Source organism: Mesorhizobium sp. M0074, assembly GCF_040322975.1.
Classification (GTDB): Bacteria; Pseudomonadota; Alphaproteobacteria; order Rhizobiales; family Rhizobiaceae; genus Mesorhizobium.
The window spans coordinates 1-16967 of sequence record NZ_JAMYUM010000034.1 but is presented as its reverse complement, the minus strand read 5'-3'; the positions used below and the strand labels follow the sequence as shown (position 1 = coordinate 16967).

The 16967-nt window shown below is 63.0% G+C and carries 14 protein-coding genes; 5 read left to right on the top strand and 9 right to left on the bottom strand.

The window, feature by feature from the left end; genetic code table 11:
* The first annotated feature begins 241 nt into the window (after nucleotides 1-241).
* Together galE and NKJ73_RS31310 are read left to right on the top strand one after the other, a co-directional pair.
* Nucleotides 242-1237 (top strand): UDP-glucose 4-epimerase GalE, encoded by a 996-nt coding sequence (galE, locus tag NKJ73_RS31315; RefSeq protein ID WP_352572219.1) that lies wholly within the window; start codon nucleotides 242-244, stop codon nucleotides 1235-1237.
* Nucleotides 1238-1280: 43 nt separating this feature from the next.
* Complete coding sequence (locus NKJ73_RS31310; RefSeq protein WP_352572218.1) at nucleotides 1281-2531, top strand: D-amino acid dehydrogenase; 1251 nt, start codon at nucleotides 1281-1283, stop codon at nucleotides 2529-2531.
* Nucleotides 2532-2567: 36 nt separating this feature from the next.
* Here NKJ73_RS31310 and NKJ73_RS31305 read toward each other — a convergent pair whose 3' ends face one another.
* The 7 genes from NKJ73_RS31305 to NKJ73_RS31275 form a co-directional block, all read right to left on the bottom strand.
* Complete coding sequence (locus tag NKJ73_RS31305) at nucleotides 2568-3938, bottom strand: FGGY-family carbohydrate kinase (protein WP_352572217.1); 1371 nt, start codon at nucleotides 3936-3938, stop codon at nucleotides 2568-2570.
* Complete coding sequence (gene rhaM / locus NKJ73_RS31300) at nucleotides 3935-4252, bottom strand: L-rhamnose mutarotase (protein WP_352448660.1); 318 nt, start codon at nucleotides 4250-4252, stop codon at nucleotides 3935-3937. The genes NKJ73_RS31305 and rhaM overlap by 4 nt, the downstream gene beginning before the upstream one ends.
* Complete coding sequence (locus NKJ73_RS31295) at nucleotides 4252-5253, bottom strand: ABC transporter permease (protein WP_352448661.1); 1002 nt, start codon at nucleotides 5251-5253, stop codon at nucleotides 4252-4254. The genes rhaM and NKJ73_RS31295 overlap by 1 nt, the downstream gene beginning before the upstream one ends.
* Nucleotides 5250-6227 carry an ABC transporter permease gene (locus tag NKJ73_RS31290; protein ID WP_352572216.1) on the bottom strand — a complete coding sequence of 326 codons (978 nt, stop codon included), beginning with the start codon at nucleotides 6225-6227 and terminating at the stop codon, nucleotides 5250-5252. Before NKJ73_RS31290 ends, NKJ73_RS31295 begins: the two co-directional genes overlap by 4 nt.
* A complete protein-coding gene (locus NKJ73_RS31285; RefSeq protein ID WP_352541323.1) occupies nucleotides 6224-7765 on the bottom strand; it encodes a sugar ABC transporter ATP-binding protein in 1542 nt (513 codons plus the stop codon). The genes NKJ73_RS31290 and NKJ73_RS31285 overlap by 4 nt, the downstream gene beginning before the upstream one ends.
* An 83-nt stretch (nucleotides 7766-7848) precedes the next feature.
* Nucleotides 7849-8844: a rhamnose ABC transporter substrate-binding protein gene (gene rhaS, locus NKJ73_RS31280; RefSeq protein ID WP_352448664.1), complete on the bottom strand. Its 996-nt coding sequence runs from the start codon at nucleotides 8842-8844 to the stop codon at nucleotides 7849-7851.
* Between the two features lie 55 nt (nucleotides 8845-8899).
* Nucleotides 8900-9709: a DeoR/GlpR family DNA-binding transcription regulator gene (locus NKJ73_RS31275; protein WP_352572215.1), complete on the bottom strand. Its 810-nt coding sequence runs from the start codon at nucleotides 9707-9709 to the stop codon at nucleotides 8900-8902.
* Nucleotides 9710-9896: 187 nt separating this feature from the next.
* On the opposite strand from NKJ73_RS31275, the gene NKJ73_RS31270 reads away from it, so the two are divergent.
* The 3 genes from NKJ73_RS31270 (at nucleotide 9897) to ggt (ending at nucleotide 15727) form a co-directional block, all read left to right on the top strand.
* A complete protein-coding gene (locus NKJ73_RS31270; protein ID WP_023677381.1) occupies nucleotides 9897-11999 on the top strand; it encodes a bifunctional rhamnulose-1-phosphate aldolase/short-chain dehydrogenase in 2103 nt (700 codons plus the stop codon).
* A gap of 125 nt (nucleotides 12000-12124) precedes the next feature.
* A complete protein-coding gene (rhaI, locus tag NKJ73_RS31265) occupies nucleotides 12125-13417 on the top strand; it encodes an L-rhamnose catabolism isomerase (RefSeq protein ID WP_023677382.1) in 1293 nt (430 codons plus the stop codon).
* Between the two features lie 573 nt (nucleotides 13418-13990).
* Nucleotides 13991-15727 (top strand): gamma-glutamyltransferase, encoded by a 1737-nt coding sequence (ggt, locus tag NKJ73_RS31260; RefSeq protein WP_023677383.1) that lies wholly within the window; start codon nucleotides 13991-13993, stop codon nucleotides 15725-15727.
* Between the two features lie 64 nt (nucleotides 15728-15791).
* On the opposite strand, the gene NKJ73_RS31255 is transcribed toward ggt, so the two are convergent.
* On the bottom strand, nucleotides 15792-16133 hold the full coding sequence (locus NKJ73_RS31255; protein ID WP_292663955.1) for a hypothetical protein: 342 nt from the start codon (nucleotides 16131-16133) through the stop codon (nucleotides 15792-15794).
* Nucleotides 16134-16314: 181 nt separating this feature from the next.
* On the bottom strand, nucleotides 16315-16764 hold the full coding sequence (locus NKJ73_RS31250) for a hypothetical protein (protein ID WP_352572214.1): 450 nt from the start codon (nucleotides 16762-16764) through the stop codon (nucleotides 16315-16317).
* Nucleotides 16765-16967 lie beyond the last annotated feature (203 nt).

The following is a 16967-nucleotide window of genomic DNA, read 5'->3' as shown; positions in this document are numbered from 1 at the left end:
ATCATAGTCATTGGCCCATTCGTCGTCCACCTGGCCTTTTTGGTCAAAATGCCACGCCCCGAGCCTGTTCCTAACGACCACGGAACGTGGCCTATTCCCTTGATGTGGATCAATCTTGTTTCACGACAATGCCACGCGCCGATGAGACCGGTTACCGCAGGTTCTAATGGCCTGGCGGCAGGTTTTCCAGTAAGGCGGCGTTTGAGACAGTTCCGACAAATCATGAATAGCGAGGATGCGGATGACGGTTTTGGTGACAGGCGGGGCCGGCTATATCGGTAGCCATATGGTCTGGGAATTGCTGGACACGGGCGACAACGTCGTCGTCCTCGACCGGCTTTCCACCGGCTTTGAATGGGCGGTGGCCCCGGAAGCAAAGCTCGTCGTCGGCGACGTCGCCGACAGGGAACTGGTCGCCTCGATCATTCGCGACAATAAGGTCGACGCGATCATCCATTTCGCCGGCTCGATCGTGGTCCCCGAATCGGTCGCCGACCCGCTTGCCTATTACGAGAACAACACCTGCAAGACGCGCACCTTGATCGAGACCGCGGTGCGCGAAGGCGTGCCCAATTTCATCTTTTCCTCGACCGCCGCCGTCTATGGCGGCGCCGGCCTGGAGCCGGTGCGCGAGGATGCCCGGCTTGCGCCGGAATCGCCCTATGGCCTGTCCAAGCTGATGAGCGAATGGATGCTGCGCGACGCGGCAATTGCCCATGGGTTGCGCTATACGGCGCTGCGCTATTTCAACGTCGCCGGCGCCGATCCGAAGGGCCGCACCGGCCAGTCGACGCCCGGTGCCACGCATCTGATCAAGGTCGCTTGCGAGACGGCGCTCGGCAAGCGCCCCTTCATGCAGGTGTTCGGCACCGACTATCCGACGCCGGACGGTACCTGCATGCGCGACTATATCCACGTCAGCGACCTGGCGGCGGCGCATCGGCTGGCGCTTCAGCGGCTGCGTGCCGGCGGATCGAGCCTGGTCGCCAATTGTGGTTACAGCCACGGCTATTCGGTGCTCGAGGTCATCGACAGCGTCCGCCGCGTCTTCGGCCATGATTTCGAGGTACGGATGGGCGATCGCCGCGCCGGCGACGCCGCCGCGGTCGTCGCCAATTCGGAGCTGGCGCGCGGCGAGCTCGGCTGGACCCCGCAGCGCGACAACCTCGACCGGATCGTTGCCGATGCGCTTGCCTGGGAGCGCATCCTGACCAGCAAGAATTCGGCTCTGGGGTGAAGTGGGCTCTCCGCAAAGGTTGGTTCAGCGCGCTGGGGGCGGAATGAAAATCCTGGTGCTTGGGGCCGGCGTCGTCGGTACGGCGGCGGCCTATTATCTGGCCAGCGACGGCCATGAGGTGACGGTGATCGAGCGCCATCCGGCGGCAGCACGCGGCACCAGCCGGTCGAATGCCGGCCTTGTGTCGCCCGGGGATGCCACCGCCTGGGCCTCGCCAGCCGCGCTGAAGACGTTCCTGCGCGGCCTCTACAACCACGATCTCGGCATCAAGGTGCGGCTGCGCTTCGATCCGTATTTTTTCGCCTGGAGCCTGCGCTTCCTGCGCCAGTGCACGCATAAGCGCATGCGCGCCAACACCGACGTCAAGCTGCGTCTGGCGCTCTATTCGCGCGACTGCATCAACGCCGTCTCCGCCGAAACCGGCATCCACTATGACGAGCGCAAGAAAGGCATTCTGTATTTCTTCCGCTCGCAGCAGAGCTTTGATACCGGCACCGACAATTATCGTTATCTCGGCGAACACGGCCTGCCGATCGAGATCGTCGGCCGCGACCGGCTGGTCGAGCTCGAACCCGGCCTTGCCGGCGCCAAGGACAAGATAGCCGGCGGCGTCTATTCGCCGATCGACCAGACCGGCGACTCCAGCCAATTCACGCAGCGCCTCGCTGCCTATGCCGCCGAGAAACTCGGCGTCCAATTCCTCTACGGCACCACGGTCGAAGGCCTCGACATCGACGGCGACCGGGTGCGCGCCGTGATGACCTCGGCCGGCCCGGCGGCCGGTGACGCGGTGGTCATTTCCATGGGGCCTGAGAGCGGTCTGCTCGGCCGCCGCTACGGCATCGACCTGCCCGTCTATCCCGTGAAGGGCTACACCGTGACTGTTCCGCTGGAAGATGAAAGCAAGGGGCCGATCATGGGCGGCGCCGACGAGGACCGGCTGATCGGCTATTCCAGGCTGGGAAATCGGCTGCGGATGTCCTCGACGGCGGAGTTCACCGGGTTCGACCGCACGTTCAAGCCACGCGATTTCAACTCGATCCTGAACACCGGCAAGGACCTGTTCCCCGGCGCTTTCGACGAGAGCAAGGCTGAGCTCTGGGCTGGACTTCGCCCGATGATGCCGAACTCCGTGCCGGTCATCGGACGGGCGCGGTACGACAATCTCTACCTCGACACCGGCCACGGCCATCTCGGCTGGACCATGGCCTGCGGTTCGGGAAAATTCCTTGCCGACATAGTTGCCGGCCGCAAGCCGGAGATCGATCCGCAAGGGCTGGTCTACAGGAACTAGGCATCTCCAGACATCAGGGCGCCATGAGCTCGGCGGTCAGGCTCGTTCGTCGACCGCCGCACGCCACGAGCGCGCGTAGTTCGCCCAACTCGGATCGGCCGACGGTTCGGTCCTTTCGCCTCTGCCTTGCGGTGTCCCCTGGTCCGACGCCAGCAAGGCGGCGCCGATGCTGGTGCCTGTCGCAGCCCCGGAGGCAATGACGGCGCGCGCCGCCGCCGCAGCCAGCATGCGGGTGAACAGCCGGTTGCGGGCGAAGGGTCCTTCGACGATGGTGGGACCGTCCGCGCCGATCAGGTCGAGGCAGGTCGCGGTCATCAGCGCCAGGTAGAACGAGATGGCGACAAAGCGCTGGCCGACGCTCATACCGTCCGCGTTAAGCCATGATGCGGTATGATGCGGAAACGGCCCCGAACCCTGTTGGGTCGAGGGCAATAGGGACGTCTTGCGCGCTAGCACCGTGGCAACATCGTCTTCCGTCCAGTTCTCCGATTGGCCCTCGGTCAGCACGGAAAACTCGCGGCCACCCATGAAGCGCGCCGAGGGCACGGGATCGCCGAGCGCGTTGACATTGACAAGCGTGTCGCGTGCCGGGTCGAGCGCGACCTTGTTGCCGCCAATCGCCATCGACACCACCCAGGTGCCCGTCGAGACGACGGAGAAAGGCGGCTTGTCGGACAGGAGATGCGGCAGCAGCGAGGCGTTGGAATCGTGCAGGCCGCAAAACACCGGCGTTTGCGGGTCGAGGCCGGTTTGTCGGGCAAGGGCGGGCAGGATCGGCCCCAGGCGGTCCTTGGCCTGCCGCACCGGCGCCATTAGCCGGCGCCATCCCAGCCGGTCGACCAGCGACGAAAAATCCGCTTTCCACGGGTTCCACAGATCGGTGTGGCAGCCGAGCGAAGTCACCTCGCCGGCGGCGACGCCGGTCAGGCGCAAGGCCCAGTATTGCGGATACATCAGGATCGCGGCGGTTCTGGCGAAATCCGCCGGAAAGCGCTTCTGCTGCCAGAACAGCTGCGCGCCGAGATTGAGGCCGGCCGGCAGGCGCGGCGTGCCGGTCTCGAAGAATGCCGGACGGATCGTGTCATAGTCCCCGGCAAGGGCATCCGGCCCGTCGAATTCGTAATCGAGCACCGGCAGCGCCAGTTCGCCTGATGCATCGACCAGCACTCCCGTCGCGCCATGGGTGGTGATCGATATCGCGTCGACGGAATGCTCTCGATCGATCTCGGCCAGGCTGCCGAGGATGAACGACCACAGAAGCTCGACGTCATGATGCGGGTACGGCCCTTGTCGAACGGGCGCGTTGGCCACGCGCCGCAGCGCGACTTCGCTTGCTGCGGCAAGATCGACCAGCGCCACCTTGGCGTTGGTCTTGCCGATATCGATGACGGCGACGTGACGGGTCATTCCATATGGAACATTGTTTCCAGCGGCACCGCCACCGGCTCGTTGTTCGGCTTGGTCTCCATGATGTCCGCCATCTCGGCCCACCAGCGCTGCATCACCGGATGCTTCGGCAATTCGTCCATGCCATGGTCGTCACGGCGCCACAGCACGCCGAACAAGGTGTTGGTCTCTTCGTCGAGATGGATCGAGTAATCGGAGATACCGGCCTGCTTGAGCAGCGCGACCAGCGACGGCCAGATGTCGTCGTGGCGCCTCTTGTATTCGGCCTTCATGCCCGGATTGAGCTTCATCTTGAATGCGTATTTCTCCGGCATCAGGCAAAGCGCTCCCGCCGTACTCGCCGCCACAGGATCGGCAGCGCGATGACGATGATCAGCAGCAGGCCGATGAAGATCGACATAACGATCCCCGGCACGTTGAGCAGGCCGAGGCCGAAGGTCACCAGTCCCATGATGAAGGCGGCCAGCACCACACCCAGAATGCTGCCGGCGCCGCCCAGGATGCTGACGCCGCCGAGCACCACCATGGTGATGACTTCCAGCTCGTAGCCCTGTGCGATGGACGGCCGGGTCGAGCCGAGCCGCGATGTGATCAGCACCGAGGCGATTCCCGCCATCAGGCCGGTCAGGCAAAACAGGATGAATTTGATACGGCCGACGCGTACGCCGGAAAACTGCGCCGCGACCGGGTTGTTACCGATGGCAAAGACCCGGCGGCCGAAGCTCGTCCGGTGCAGAAGGAACCAGTAGACGACTGCCGCGATCAGGAAAAGCGTCAGTTCGAACGACACCACCCACCAGACATAGCCCTGGCCGAAGAAGGCGAAGCTCGCGGGATAGCCCTTGTAGGCCTGGTCGCCGAGGATGATGAAGGCGATGCCGCGAAACAGGCTCATCGTACCGATGGTGACGACGATCGACGGCAAGCCGAGCCTGGTGACGAGCAGTCCGTTGAAGGCGCCGCAGCCGAGCCCGACGACGAGGCCGATTGCCACCAGTTCAGGCATGCCGGCGCCGGCCTGCACCGCCATGCCCATCATTGTTGACGCCAGCGCGATGATGGCGGCCACCGACAGGTCGATTTCACCGGAGATGATCAGCAGCGCCATGGCCAGCGCGATCAGCGCCTTTTCCGTGAAGTTGAAGGTTAGGTCCGACAACGACCACGCGTCGAGGAAGTAGGGCGAGGCAAAGCTGTTGACGGCAAAGATGGCAACCGCAACGACGACCAGCAGCGCCTCCCATGAGAAGATCGCCGACGTCAGCGGCTTGTCGAGCCGGTCGGGAATATGGCGTGGGGCAGGGGTGTCGGTCATGCCGCTTCCGCCTTCTTGAGGATGATGCGGCCTTGCCGGCGTTCGCCGCGCGCGTTGAGCACCACGGCCAGGATGATGGCGCTGCCTGAAATCGCCATCTGCCAGAAGGGTGAGATGTTGATCACCGGCAGCGCGTTGGAGATGATGCCGAGGAACAGCGCGCCGAGCACCGCGCCGCCGACCGAACCGATGCCGCCGGCAATCGAAATGCCGCCGATGACGCAGGCGGCGATGATATTGAGCTCATAGCCATTCGCGACCTCGACCGAGGCGATGACGTAGCGCGAAATCCAGAGATAGCCGCAGAGGCCGCCGATCATCCCCGAAATGCAGAAGACGGTGAATTTCGTCCGGCCGACATCGATGCCGGCATAGACCGATGCGGTCGGGTTGACGCCGATGGCATAGATCGAGCGGCCGAGCGCGGTGCGCGTCATCACGAGGAAGAACAGCGCAATAACCAGCACGGCGATCCACGACAGTACCGGAATGCCGAGGAAAGCCGCGCGCTGCAACCCGATGAAATCAGCGCTCATCTGGTCGGCGTTGACCCAGGCGCCGCCTGAAATGACGAACGTGGCGCCGCGGTAGATGGTGAGGGTGCCGAGCGTTACCACGATCGAGGGAATGTTCAGCCGCCATACCAGCAGGCCGTTGATGGCGCCGAGCACCAGGCCGACCAGAAGTGCGATGACGATCAGCAGCGGGATCGGGATCGCCGGATGCGCGGCGTTCAGCATTGCCACCACCATGCCGGTGAAGCAGAGATTTGAAGCCATCGACAGGTCGATCGAGCGGGTCAGGATGACGACCATCTGGCCGAGCGCCAGGATCATCAGGATCGACGTGTCGTTGAACACCTGGCGCAGGTTGGCCGGATCGGCAAAACCTGGAAACCGCGTGGAGATCAGCCCGATCAGCACGACGATTGCCGCCAGCAGCCAGACCTCGCGGTATTTGAGAAGAGCCTTCATGCCGCGATCCCCGCTGCCGTCCTGACCAAGGTTTCGGCGTCGAGCCCTTTATTGTCGTAGACCGCGGCAATGCGGCCCTCGCGCATAACGACGACGCGGTCCGACATGCCGAGGATTTCCGGCAATTCGGACGACACCATGATCACCGACAGGCCTTGCGCGACGAGCTCGGCCATGAAGCCGTGCACGGCGGCCTTCGAGCCGATGTCGATGCCCTTGGTCGGCTCGTCCAGGATGATCACCTTGGGCGCGGTCGCCAGCCATTTGGCGATGACGATCTTCTGCTGGTTGCCGCCCGACAGCGTGCCGACGTCCTGGCTGAGCGAGGAGGCGCGCAGATCGAGCCGCTCGGTGTAGGAGCGGGCCAGCGCGAACTCTTCGGCCAGCCGCAATATGCCGGATTTGGATGTCCGTTTGAGCGAGGGCAGCGAGACATTCTGGAAGATCGGCAGGCCGATCACCACGCCTTGCTTGCCGCGCTCCTCCGGCACATAGACGATGCCGGCGTCGATCGAATCCGCCGCCGATTTCGGCGCGATTGCCTTACCCTCCAGCGTGATCGTGCCGCCGCTGGTGCGGGTGATGCCTGATATCGCCTGCATCACCTCGCTGCGCCCGGCGCCGACAAGGCCGTAGAAGCCGAGGATTTCGCCCCTGTGCAGCTCGAAGCCTATGTCGTCGAACTCGGTCGGGTGCGACAGGCCGGAGACGGCCAGCACCGGCGCGCCGATCTCGGCCTTGCGCTGCGGAAAGATGTGATCGACCGAGCGGCCGACCATCATGCGCACGATCTGGCTCTGGCCGGCGTCCTTGATCAGGCCTTCGCCGACCATCTCGCCGTCGCGGAACACGGTATAGCGGTCGGCGATGCGGTAGATCTCATCGAATTTGTGGCTGATGAACAGGATCGCCTTGCCGTCGCTCTTGAGGAATTCGATCAGCAGGAAAAGCTCTTCGATCTCCTTCATCGAAAGCGCTGCCGTCGGCTCGTCCATGATGACGATCCGCGCGTCGATGGACATGGCGCGGGCAACCGCGACTAGGTGCTTGTTGGCAATGCCGAGATCCTTCAGCCTGGCGTCGGCGTCGATATGGCCGGCGCCCATCGTGTCGAGCACCTCGCGGGCATTCTTGCGCATGGTGCGCCAGTCGATGGTTTTGAAACGCGTGCGCGGCGCATGGCCGAGGAAGATGTTTTCGGCCACCGTCAGGTCGTCGAACAGCACGGTTTCCTGGTGGATGGCGGTGATGCCGTGCCCGAACGCGGCGTGGGCGCTGGGCAGTGTGACCGGCTGGCCGTCGATGCTGATCGTGCCAGCATCCGGCTGGTAGATGCCGGTCATGATCTTGACCAGCGTCGACTTGCCGGCACCGTTTTCGCCGATCAGCGCGGTTACCTGGCCGGGATAGAGCGACAGGCCGACATTGTGCAGCGCCCGCACGCCGGGAAAGCTTTTCGAGATGCCGGACAGCGTCAGGCGCGGTCCGGATGACAAAGGCGCTTCATTTGCCACTTCGTGCTGGGCTGTCGTGTCCATAATCGTATCAAGCCCTGTAGCAAGGTTCGTTTGAAAGCGCGGCGGAACCTGAGCCCCGCCGCACCGTTTCGAAGGTTCCAGGATCAATAGATCTTGGAGAACTTTTCGATGTTCGACTTGTCGAACTGGAATGGCGGAGCCATCGCAGCCGAGTTGGTGTCGTCGAGCGTGACCTTGCCGACGCGGCCGATCGACAGCGTAGCACCGGGCTTGGCCTCTTCCTTCTTCACCGCCAGGTCGTGGGCGAGGTAGACGGCGGAGTAGCCGAGATCGATCGGGTTCCACAGCGCAACCGCCTGGCTGGCGCCATTGTCGATGAACTTCTTGAACTCCGACGGCAGCGCCAGGCCGGTGACGTTGACCTTGCCGATCAGGCCTTCATCGGTCACCACCTGCGCGGCGGCAACGACGCCGACCGTGGTCGGTGCGATGATCGCCTTGAGGTTCGGATAGGACTTCAGCAGGCCCTTGGCTTCGTCCGTGCTCTTGGCCGAGTCGTCGTCGCCATAGACGGTGGCGACGAGCTTGATCTTGGGGAACTTCTCCGGCAGCACCTTCTTGGCCGCGTCGATCCAGGCATTCTGGTTGGTCGCGGTCGAAGAAGCCGACAGGATGGCGACATCGCCGCCTTCCGGCAGGTAGTCGGCGGCCAGCTTGATGATGGTCTCACCGATCAGGTTGGTATCGGAGGGGTTGAGGTGAAGCTGGCGTCCTTCCGGCGCGACGCCTGAATCCCACGAGATGACGGTAATGCCGCGCTGCATCGCCTTCTTCAGCACTGGCACCAGCGCGTCGGCGTCGTTCGCCGAAATGGCGATGGCATTGACCTTCTGGGCGATCAGCGAATTGACCACTTCGATCTGCGCTTCGGCGGTCGCCTTGGTCGGGCCGGTGTAGATGATGTCGACATCGCCGAGCTCCTTGGCCGCCTCTTCGGCGCCCTTGTTGGCGGCGTCGAAGAAGCCGTTGCCGAGCGACTTCACCACCAGCGCGATCTTGACGTTTTCGGCGTAGGCGGCATTCACGAACATGGCGGCGGAGAACGCCGCCGTAACCATCAATTTCTTCAGAAAGCTCATCGAATATCCTCCCTTGAGCGTTGCATTCCATCACCGCTGCGGGCGTGAGTGGTTCTCAGGCCTGCAGCGAAGATTCTTCCTTGTTGGTTGCCGTTGTGCGGGCGATGATCAGCGTCACGCCGGCGGTCTCCAGCATCTTGGCTTCGCGGTCCTCGATGCCGTCGTCGGTGATCACCGTGGCGATGCGCGACAGGCCGCACAGGATCAGGCTCGAGCGTTTGCGGAACTTCGAGGAATCGACCAGCACCACCAATTCGTCTGCCTGGTCGATCAGTTTCTGCTCGGCCTGGATCAGCAGCGGGTCGCCTTCCATAAGACCGAGCGGCCCCAGCCCTTGCGCGCCCATGAACATGCGGCGCGCGTAGAAATTGCGCGTCACGTCATTGTCGAACGGCGACAGGATGATGTTCTGCTCGCGGTAGATGGTGCCGCCCGACAGCATCACCGTGTTCTTGGAGTGCCTGAGCAGGTGCTCCGCGATCGGGAAGGAATTGGTGAAGATCGGCATGCGGCGGCCGGTCAGGAAATGCACCATCTGGAAGGTGGTGGTGCCGCCATTGATGATGATCGGCTCGCCGTCCTTGCACAGATCCACGGCTTCCCGCGCGATTGCCCGCTTCTGCGAAGCGTTGATGGTCTCGTTGACGGAAAAGGGCCGGCCGGCAAGGCCGATGAACTGCGGCGGCGAAAGCGCCTCGGCGCCGCCGCGCACCCGGCGCAGCCGTTTTTGCACATGCAATGCCGCGATGTCGCGCCGGATCGTCGCCTCCGACGACTCCGTCAGGTCGACCATCTCCTGCACCGTCACCACAGGCTTTTCCTGGACGGCGGACAGAATGATCCTGTGGCGCTCTTTCTCGTGCATGGTTCCTCCCTGCCGGAGCATCTAGGCACCCAAAGCGCGCAGTGTCAATCATTTCCGATCAGATAATTTCATTGTGCAATGCAATATGATTGATGTTGATCGTTTGTGATTGACAAGACCGCCGCTTGCGTAGAAATTCGCACAAAAGGGACCCGCGCCGTTTGCGTGTCCCAAAGGGAGGATACCTATGCTCGACAAGCGCTCCGGCACGCGCCTCGCCAATCTTTGGGATGACGCAAAAGCGCAAGCAATGAGCGAGCCCGAACGTCTGGTCTATCGCTCGAATGTTCTTGGCTCCGACAAGCGCGTCACCAACTATGGCGGCGGCAACACCTCCTCCAAGATCTGGCAAAACGATCCGCTCACCGGCGAGAGCGTGGAAGTGCTGTGGGTCAAGGGCTCGGGCGGCGACAGCGCCTCGATCAAGCTCGACGGCTTCGCCACGCTCTACATGGACAAATTGCGCGCGCTGAAAGGTCTCTATCGCGGCCTCGAACATGAAGACGAGATGGTCGGCTATCTGCCCCATTGCACCTTCAACCTCAACCCGCGCGCGGCTTCCATCGACACGCCGCTGCATGCCTTCGTGCCGAAGCCCTATGTCGACCATATGCATCCCGATGCCATCATCGCCATTGCCGCCGCCAAGGATTCGCAGGCGCTGACCAAGGAAATCTTCGGCGACACGATCGGCTGGCTGCCATGGAAACGTCCGGGCTTCGAGCTCGGCCTATGGCTGGAGAAATTCTGCCGCGAAAACCCCGAAGCCAAGGGTGTCGTACTGGCCAGTCATGGCCTGTTCAGCTGGGGCGACACGCCGAAGGAATGCTACGAGACGACGATCTCGGTGATCAACCAGGCGATCGACTGGTTCGAGCGCAAGAGCCATGGCAAGCCGATTTTCGGCGGCGAAGTCGTCAAATCCCTCGATGCGCCTGCGCGTCGCGCCGTGGCCGCAAAACTGATGCCGAGGATCCGTGGCCTGATCTCGGAGAACAGCCACAAGCTCGGCCATTTCGACGATTCCCCTGCCGTGCTCGAATTCGTCAATTCCAGGGATTTGCGGCCGCTGGCGGCACTCGGCACGTCCTGCCCGGACCACTTCCTGCGCACCAAGATCCGGCCGCTGGTCATCGAGTTCGACCCCCAAAATCCCGACGTCGATGCCGTCATTGCCCGTCTTGCCGATGATGTGGCGGAGTATCGCGTCGGCTATCAGGCCTATTATGACCGCTGCAAGCACGCTGACTCGCCTCCGGTGCGCGACCCTAACGCGGTGGTCTATCTGATGCCGGGCGTCGGCATGTTCACCTTCGCCGGCGACAAGGCGACGGCGCGCATTTCGGGCGAATTCTACGTCAACGCCATCAACGTCATGCGCGGCGCCTCGACGGTCTCGACCTATGTCGGCCTGCCCGACCAGGAAGCCTTCGACATCGAATACTGGCTGCTCGAAGAGGCAAAGCTGCAGCGCCTGCCGAAACCAAAGGCTCTTGCCGGCCAGATTGCGCTGGTCACCGGCGGCGCCGGCGGCATCGGCCGGGCCACCGCCAACCGGCTGCTGCGCGAGGGCGCGTGCGTCGTGCTGGCCGATATCGACGAAGCAGCCCTTGCCAGCGCCAATGACGAGCTTGCCAAGGCCTATGGCAAGGATTTCGTGCGGCCCGTAGTCATCAACGTCACGTCCGAGGATCAGGTGATCTCCGGCTTTGCCGAAACGGCGGTCGAATTCGGCGGCATCGATATTCTGGTCTCCAATGCCGGCCTGGCCTCCTCGGCGCCGATCGAGGACACCACGCTGACGCTGTGGAACAAGAACATGGACATCCTGTCGACCGGCTATTTCCTGGTTTCGCGGGAGGCGTTCCGGCTGTTTCGGGCGCAGAAGATCGGCGGCAACGTCGTCTTCGTCGCCTCCAAGAATGGGCTTGCCGCATCGCCAAACGCCGCCGCCTATTGCACTGCCAAGGCCGCCGAAATCCATCTGGCACGCTGCCTGGCGCTGGAAGGCGCGGAAGCGCAGATCAGGGTCAATGTCGTCAACCCCGACGCTGTGCTGCGCGGCTCGAAGATCTGGACCGGCGAATGGAAGGAACAGCGCGCCGCCGCCTACAAGATGTCGACCGACGATCTCGAGGAGCACTACCGCTCGCGTTCGATGCTGAAGCGGTCGGTGTTCCCCGAAGACATCGCCGAGGCGATCTATTTCTTCGCCTCCGATATGTCGGCCAAATCGACCGGCAACATCATCAACGTCGACGCCGGTAACGCACAGAGCTTTACGCGATAAGCAGTCGTTTGAGGGTTGGCGCCGACGCCGGAGCTTTACCCTTCTCCCCGTCACCATACGGGGAGAAGGTGCCGGCAGGCGGATGAGGGGCAGCGCCAACCGAACGCATTTGGGAGGAAACTTTAGTGTCCGAAACCATCATCTCCGCCGATGTTGTCGAGAAAGACAATGCCGCGCGCAACGCCAATCTCAAGCGCGACTACGAGTCTCTCGGCGAGCGCCTCGACCGCCGCGGCATCGCCATCGACGCCATCCGCGACAAGGTCGAGAAATTCGCCGTCGCCATCCCGTCCTGGGGCGTCGGCACCGGCGGCACCCGCTTTGCCCGCTTTCCCGGCGCCGGAGAGCCGCGTGACATTTTCGACAAGATCGAGGACTGCGCCGTCATCCGGCAATTGACGCAGGCGACGCCGACCGTCTCGCTGCATATTCCCTGGGACAAGGCCGATCCGAACCGGCTGAAGCAGGCGGCATCCCGCTTCGGCCTCGGCTTCGACGCCATCAACTCCAACACCTTCTCCGACGCCAGGGACCAAAAACTTTCCTATAAATTCGGCTCGCTGTCGCATGCCGATGCAGCAACACGCCGGCAGGCGGTCGAGCACAATCTCGAATGCATCGAGATCGGCAGGACGCTGGGCTCCAAAGCGCTGACGGTATGGATCGGTGACGGCTCGAACTTTCCCGGCCAGGTCAATTTCGCCAAGGCATTCGAGCGCTATCTCGACGCGATGAAGGAGATCTATGCCGGACTGCCGGACGGCTGGAAACTGTTCACCGAGCACAAGATGTACGAGCCGGCCTTCTATTCGACCGTCGTGCAGGATTGGGGCACCAACTACATCATCGCCAAAGAGCTTGGCGACAAGGCGTTCTGTCTGGTCGACCTTGGCCATCACGCCCCCAACGTCAACATCGAGATGATCGTGTCGCGACTGATCCAGTTCAAGAAACTTGGCGGCTTCCATTTCAACGATTCGAAATACGGCGACGACGATCTCGACGCCGGCTCGATCGATCCCTACCGGCTGTTCCTCGTCTTCAATGAACTGGTCGATGCCGAGCTTTCAGGTGCAGAAGGGTTCGATCCGGCTCACATGCTCGACCAGAGCCACAACGTCACCGACCCGATCGAAAGCCTGATGCTGTCGGCAATTGAGGTGCAGCGCGCCTATGCTCAGGCGCTGCTGGTCGACCGCAAGGCGCTCGAAGGTTTCCAGGACGCCAATGACGCGCTGATGGCGACGCAGACGCTGAAGATAGCCTATCGCACCGACGTCGAGCCGATCCTTGCCATGGCGCGGCTGAAGACCGGCGGCGCCATCGATCCGGTCGCCGCCTACCGCGCCGCCGGCTACCGAGCGAAGGTCGCAGCCGAACGGCCGGCGGTGGCGAGCGTCGGCGGCGGGATTGTTTGATGTTGGGGGTGAAAATGAAAAACCCGCCACGAAGGGCGGGTCGTTGGAGCCAATTAGCACCACACTCAAATTAGTAGCATAGCTGCCGGCACAAAGCAAGAACAAAATTGCTGTAACGTGAAAATTCTGGGAGCCGCGATGAAGCGTGGCCTTGTTTCCAACGCTGCGGCGCTCAGAAGTAACGGCATGGATCCTAGGGTCTCCGCGACGTCGCTTCGCTCCTGCTCCGCCCTAGGATGACGAAGGCGTGAGGGCCTACAGCTAATCGCAGATGTTGGGGATTGGCGGCTGATGGCAATGGCAAACGTTGCAGGCTGGCGGCTGCTGGCAAATCGCAAACTTTCGGGATTAGCCGATCCCTCCCTCCCTTCGTCATCCTAGGGCGGAGCAGGAGCGAAGCGACGTAGCGGAGACCCTAGGATCCATGCCGTTGCAGTCGCCGAAGATTGCAACGGCGGTTGCGAGGCGAACCGGCACAGGCGTGCGAACCCTCCCGATTCTTTCGATCTTCGCAGTAGACTCAACCGCTCCAAGCGCGTTTCCTAGGCCTACCCCACGCCTCGGAGTACGGCCATGCACAACACCCGCCGAACCCTAATCGCCGTAAGCCTTTCCCTCACCCTGACCTTCGTACCCTTCCTCGCCTATGCCGCCTCGCCGCAGCCGGCGAAGGGCGAGCACGGCATGGTGGTGACCGCCCAGCACCTTGCGTCTGAGGTCGGCGTCGAGGTGCTGAAGCAGGGCGGCAACGCGGTCGATGCCGCCGTCGCCGTCGGCTATGCGCTGGCCGTGGTCTATCCGACCGCCGGCAATATCGGCGGTGGCGGCTTCATGACCATCCGCTTCAAGGACGGCCGCTCGACCTTCCTCGATTTTCGCGAGCGCGCGCCGCTGGCCGCGACCAAAACCATGTATCTCGACAAGGACGGCAAGCCGGTAAAAGGCGCCAGTCTCGACGGCTATCTGGCGGTCGGCGTGCCGGGCTCGGTCGCTGGTTTCGAAATGGCGCGGGAGAAATACGGCACGCTGTCGCGGCAGGACTTGCTGGCGCCGGCCATCCGCTTTGCCAAAGAAGGCTTCGTGCTGGAGCAGGGCGATGCGGCCTCGCTCCAGGGCGGCGCGGAGCGGTTGGCCAGGGACCCAGCGGCGGCGGCCATTTTCCTCAAGCCGGACGGCAAGCCTTATGCTGTCGGCGAGCGCCTTGTTCAGCCCGATCTCGCGGCTTCGCTTGCCGCCATTTCCGAACGCGGGGCGGATGCCTTCTACAAAGGCGCGACCGCCGACGCCATCGTCAAGGCGAGTGGCGAGAAGGGCGGCATTCTGGCCAGGGCTGATTTCGAAAACTATGCGGTGCGCGAGCTCAAGCCGGCGACCTGCAATTACCGCGGCTACGAGATCATTTCCTCGCCGCCGCCGAGCTCCGGCGGCGTCATCATCTGCGAGATCCTCAACGTGCTTGAGTTCTATCCGTTGTCCTATCTCGGCGCCGGTTCGGCCGAGACGGTTCACGTCATGGTCGAGGCGATGCGCCACGCCTATGTCGACCGCAATTCGGCGCTCGGCGATCCCGGCTTCATCGACAATCCGGTCGCAAAACTGCTCGACAAGAATTACGCCAGGGAAATTCGCGAAAAGATCGATCCGTTCCGGGCCGGCGTCTCGCAGGAATTGATGCCGAAGGGCTTTGGCGAGAGCAACGAGACGACGCATTTTTCGATCATCGACAATGACGGCAATGCCGTCGCGGTAACCTACACGCTGAACGGCTCTTTCGGCGCCGGCGTTGTCGCCGCCGGCACCGGCATCCTGCTCAACAACGAGATGGACGATTTCACCCAGAAACCCGGCGTGCCCAATCTCTATGGCCTCGTCCAGGGCGAGGCGAATGCGATTGCGCCGAAAAAGACGCCGCTGTCGTCGATGAGCCCCACCATCCTCGCCAAAGACGGCAAGCCGTTCATGGTCATCGGCAGCCCCGGCGGTTCACGCATCATCACCATCACGCTGGAGGCGATCGTCAACGTCGTCGATCACGGCATGAACATCCAGGAGGCCATCGACGCACCGCGCATCCATCACCAGTGGCTGCCTGACACGGTCTATATCGAACCCTTCGGCCTGTCGCCCGATACCGAAAAGCTGCTTACCGGCATGGGCTACCGCCTCGATCTTGCCGACACGACCTGGGGCCAGGCGGCCGGCATCCTGGTCGGCGGCAAGAGCCTGGCGGAAATCGAGAAGGGTGGCGGCGCCCGCTACAATGGCGCCATCGACAGCCGCGCCGCAGCCGGCAAGGCTATCGGGTATTAAACCCCAAAAAGTGGGAACCGGTTTTCGGATAAGATCATGGTCAACAAGAAGATTGCGCCTTGCTTCAGGTGACCAGCGCGATCGTCGACGCTATCAGCATCAGCGCCGCGATGCCGACGAACAGGGCGTAGATGCGCGGCCGGTCGAGCAGAAGTGCATTGCCGGATATCCATGCCGCGGTGGCGCCACCAAGCGCGAAAAAGAAGGTGCTGCGGCGCCCGAAGCTCAAGCCGGCAGCCATCAGGCCACCGATGATCAGGGCGCCGAACACGATGATCACGGCGACTGCGTATTTTTCGAAATCGTTGCTGCCGGCGCTCGGGCCGATTGCGTTCAACCTCGACAGATCGTCCGGATCGAACGGGCTGGTCGACCCATATTCGTCTTGACCGACAGGCTCATGCATTATTCGTTCTCCGCAAACCGACAGCAAATCATCAAGCCTCGCCGAGCGCAACCGCTCGCCGAATGTGATCGGCACGGTGTTCAACACTTTCTGGCGGCGGCTTGCCAGAGATTTTTGAATTCGCGCTTGGATCGCCGCCCCGCTGCGCGGCCTGGTCAAGCGCTTTGCCCGAGCTGAATCTTCATGCCGCCCTGGCCAAAGACCGCGTCGCCTGAACGGAAGCCCCAAGCACCGCCTGTGCGGTGTCGGCCTGCCTTTCATCGACATGCGCCAGCACCAGGATCACACCTTGTGCGGCATCCGGCTGGCCTAGCTGCTTGCCGGTACCGGACAATGTGTCGAAAAGTCTGCCGGCAACGCAGCCCAAGGCTGCACCGACGAAGGCCGATGCCAGCCATCCCGCGCCGAGGGGATCGATGCCGGGGATATCAAAGGCGCCGAGGCCGGCCAACAAACCCGCCGCCGCGCCAAGGGCGGCACCGGTGCCTGGACCGCGCAAGACGGCGCCGATTTCGTCATCGTAGGGTCCGATGACACTGATTTCGTGGCGGGCGATCCCTGCCGCCTGAAGTGCTTCGACGGCTCGCGCCGCCTGGTCATGGGAATCAAAAAGTCTGCTGATTGTTCGCATTGAAACTGCCTGTGAGGCCCCCCGGCCCTCGACGGTACGGCGGGTTCCTGCTGAGCGACGACGCCGAGGAACCGCCTAACGCATACGTCGCCCCCCCCGCCATTTCGGGCGGCGGGCGGCTACAGGCCCCGCGTTGACGGCACACGCATGTCTTTGACCGCATTGGCGGGGCGGGGGGGGCCCCCCCGGGGGGGGTTGGGACG

Bases quoted from the DNA above. Each gene is read 5' to 3' on its own strand.
- galE (WP_352572219.1), top strand. From the start codon at position 242: ATGACGGTTTTGGTGACAGGCGGGGCCGGCTATATCGGTAGCCATATG.
- NKJ73_RS31310 (WP_352572218.1), top strand. From the start codon at position 1,281: ATGAAAATCCTGGTGCTTGGGGCCGGCGTCGTCGGTACGGCGGCGGCC.
- NKJ73_RS31305 (WP_352572217.1), bottom strand. From the start codon at position 3,938: ATGACCCGTCACGTCGCCGTCATCGATATCGGCAAGACCAACGCCAAG.
- rhaM (WP_352448660.1), bottom strand. From the start codon at position 4,252: ATGCCGGAGAAATACGCATTCAAGATGAAGCTCAATCCGGGCATGAAG.
- NKJ73_RS31295 (WP_352448661.1), bottom strand. From the start codon at position 5,253: ATGACCGACACCCCTGCCCCACGCCATATTCCCGACCGGCTCGACAAG.
- NKJ73_RS31290 (WP_352572216.1), bottom strand. From the start codon at position 6,227: ATGAAGGCTCTTCTCAAATACCGCGAGGTCTGGCTGCTGGCGGCAATC.
- NKJ73_RS31285 (WP_352541323.1), bottom strand. From the start codon at position 7,765: ATGGACACGACAGCCCAGCACGAAGTGGCAAATGAAGCGCCTTTGTCA.
- rhaS (WP_352448664.1), bottom strand. From the start codon at position 8,844: ATGAGCTTTCTGAAGAAATTGATGGTTACGGCGGCGTTCTCCGCCGCC.
- NKJ73_RS31275 (WP_352572215.1), bottom strand. From the start codon at position 9,709: ATGCACGAGAAAGAGCGCCACAGGATCATTCTGTCCGCCGTCCAGGAA.
- NKJ73_RS31270 (WP_023677381.1), top strand. From the start codon at position 9,897: ATGCTCGACAAGCGCTCCGGCACGCGCCTCGCCAATCTTTGGGATGAC.
- ggt (WP_023677383.1), top strand. From the start codon at position 13,991: ATGCACAACACCCGCCGAACCCTAATCGCCGTAAGCCTTTCCCTCACC.
- NKJ73_RS31255 (WP_292663955.1), bottom strand. From the start codon at position 16,133: ATGCATGAGCCTGTCGGTCAAGACGAATATGGGTCGACCAGCCCGTTC.
- NKJ73_RS31250 (WP_352572214.1), bottom strand. From the start codon at position 16,764: ATGCGAACAATCAGCAGACTTTTTGATTCCCATGACCAGGCGGCGCGA.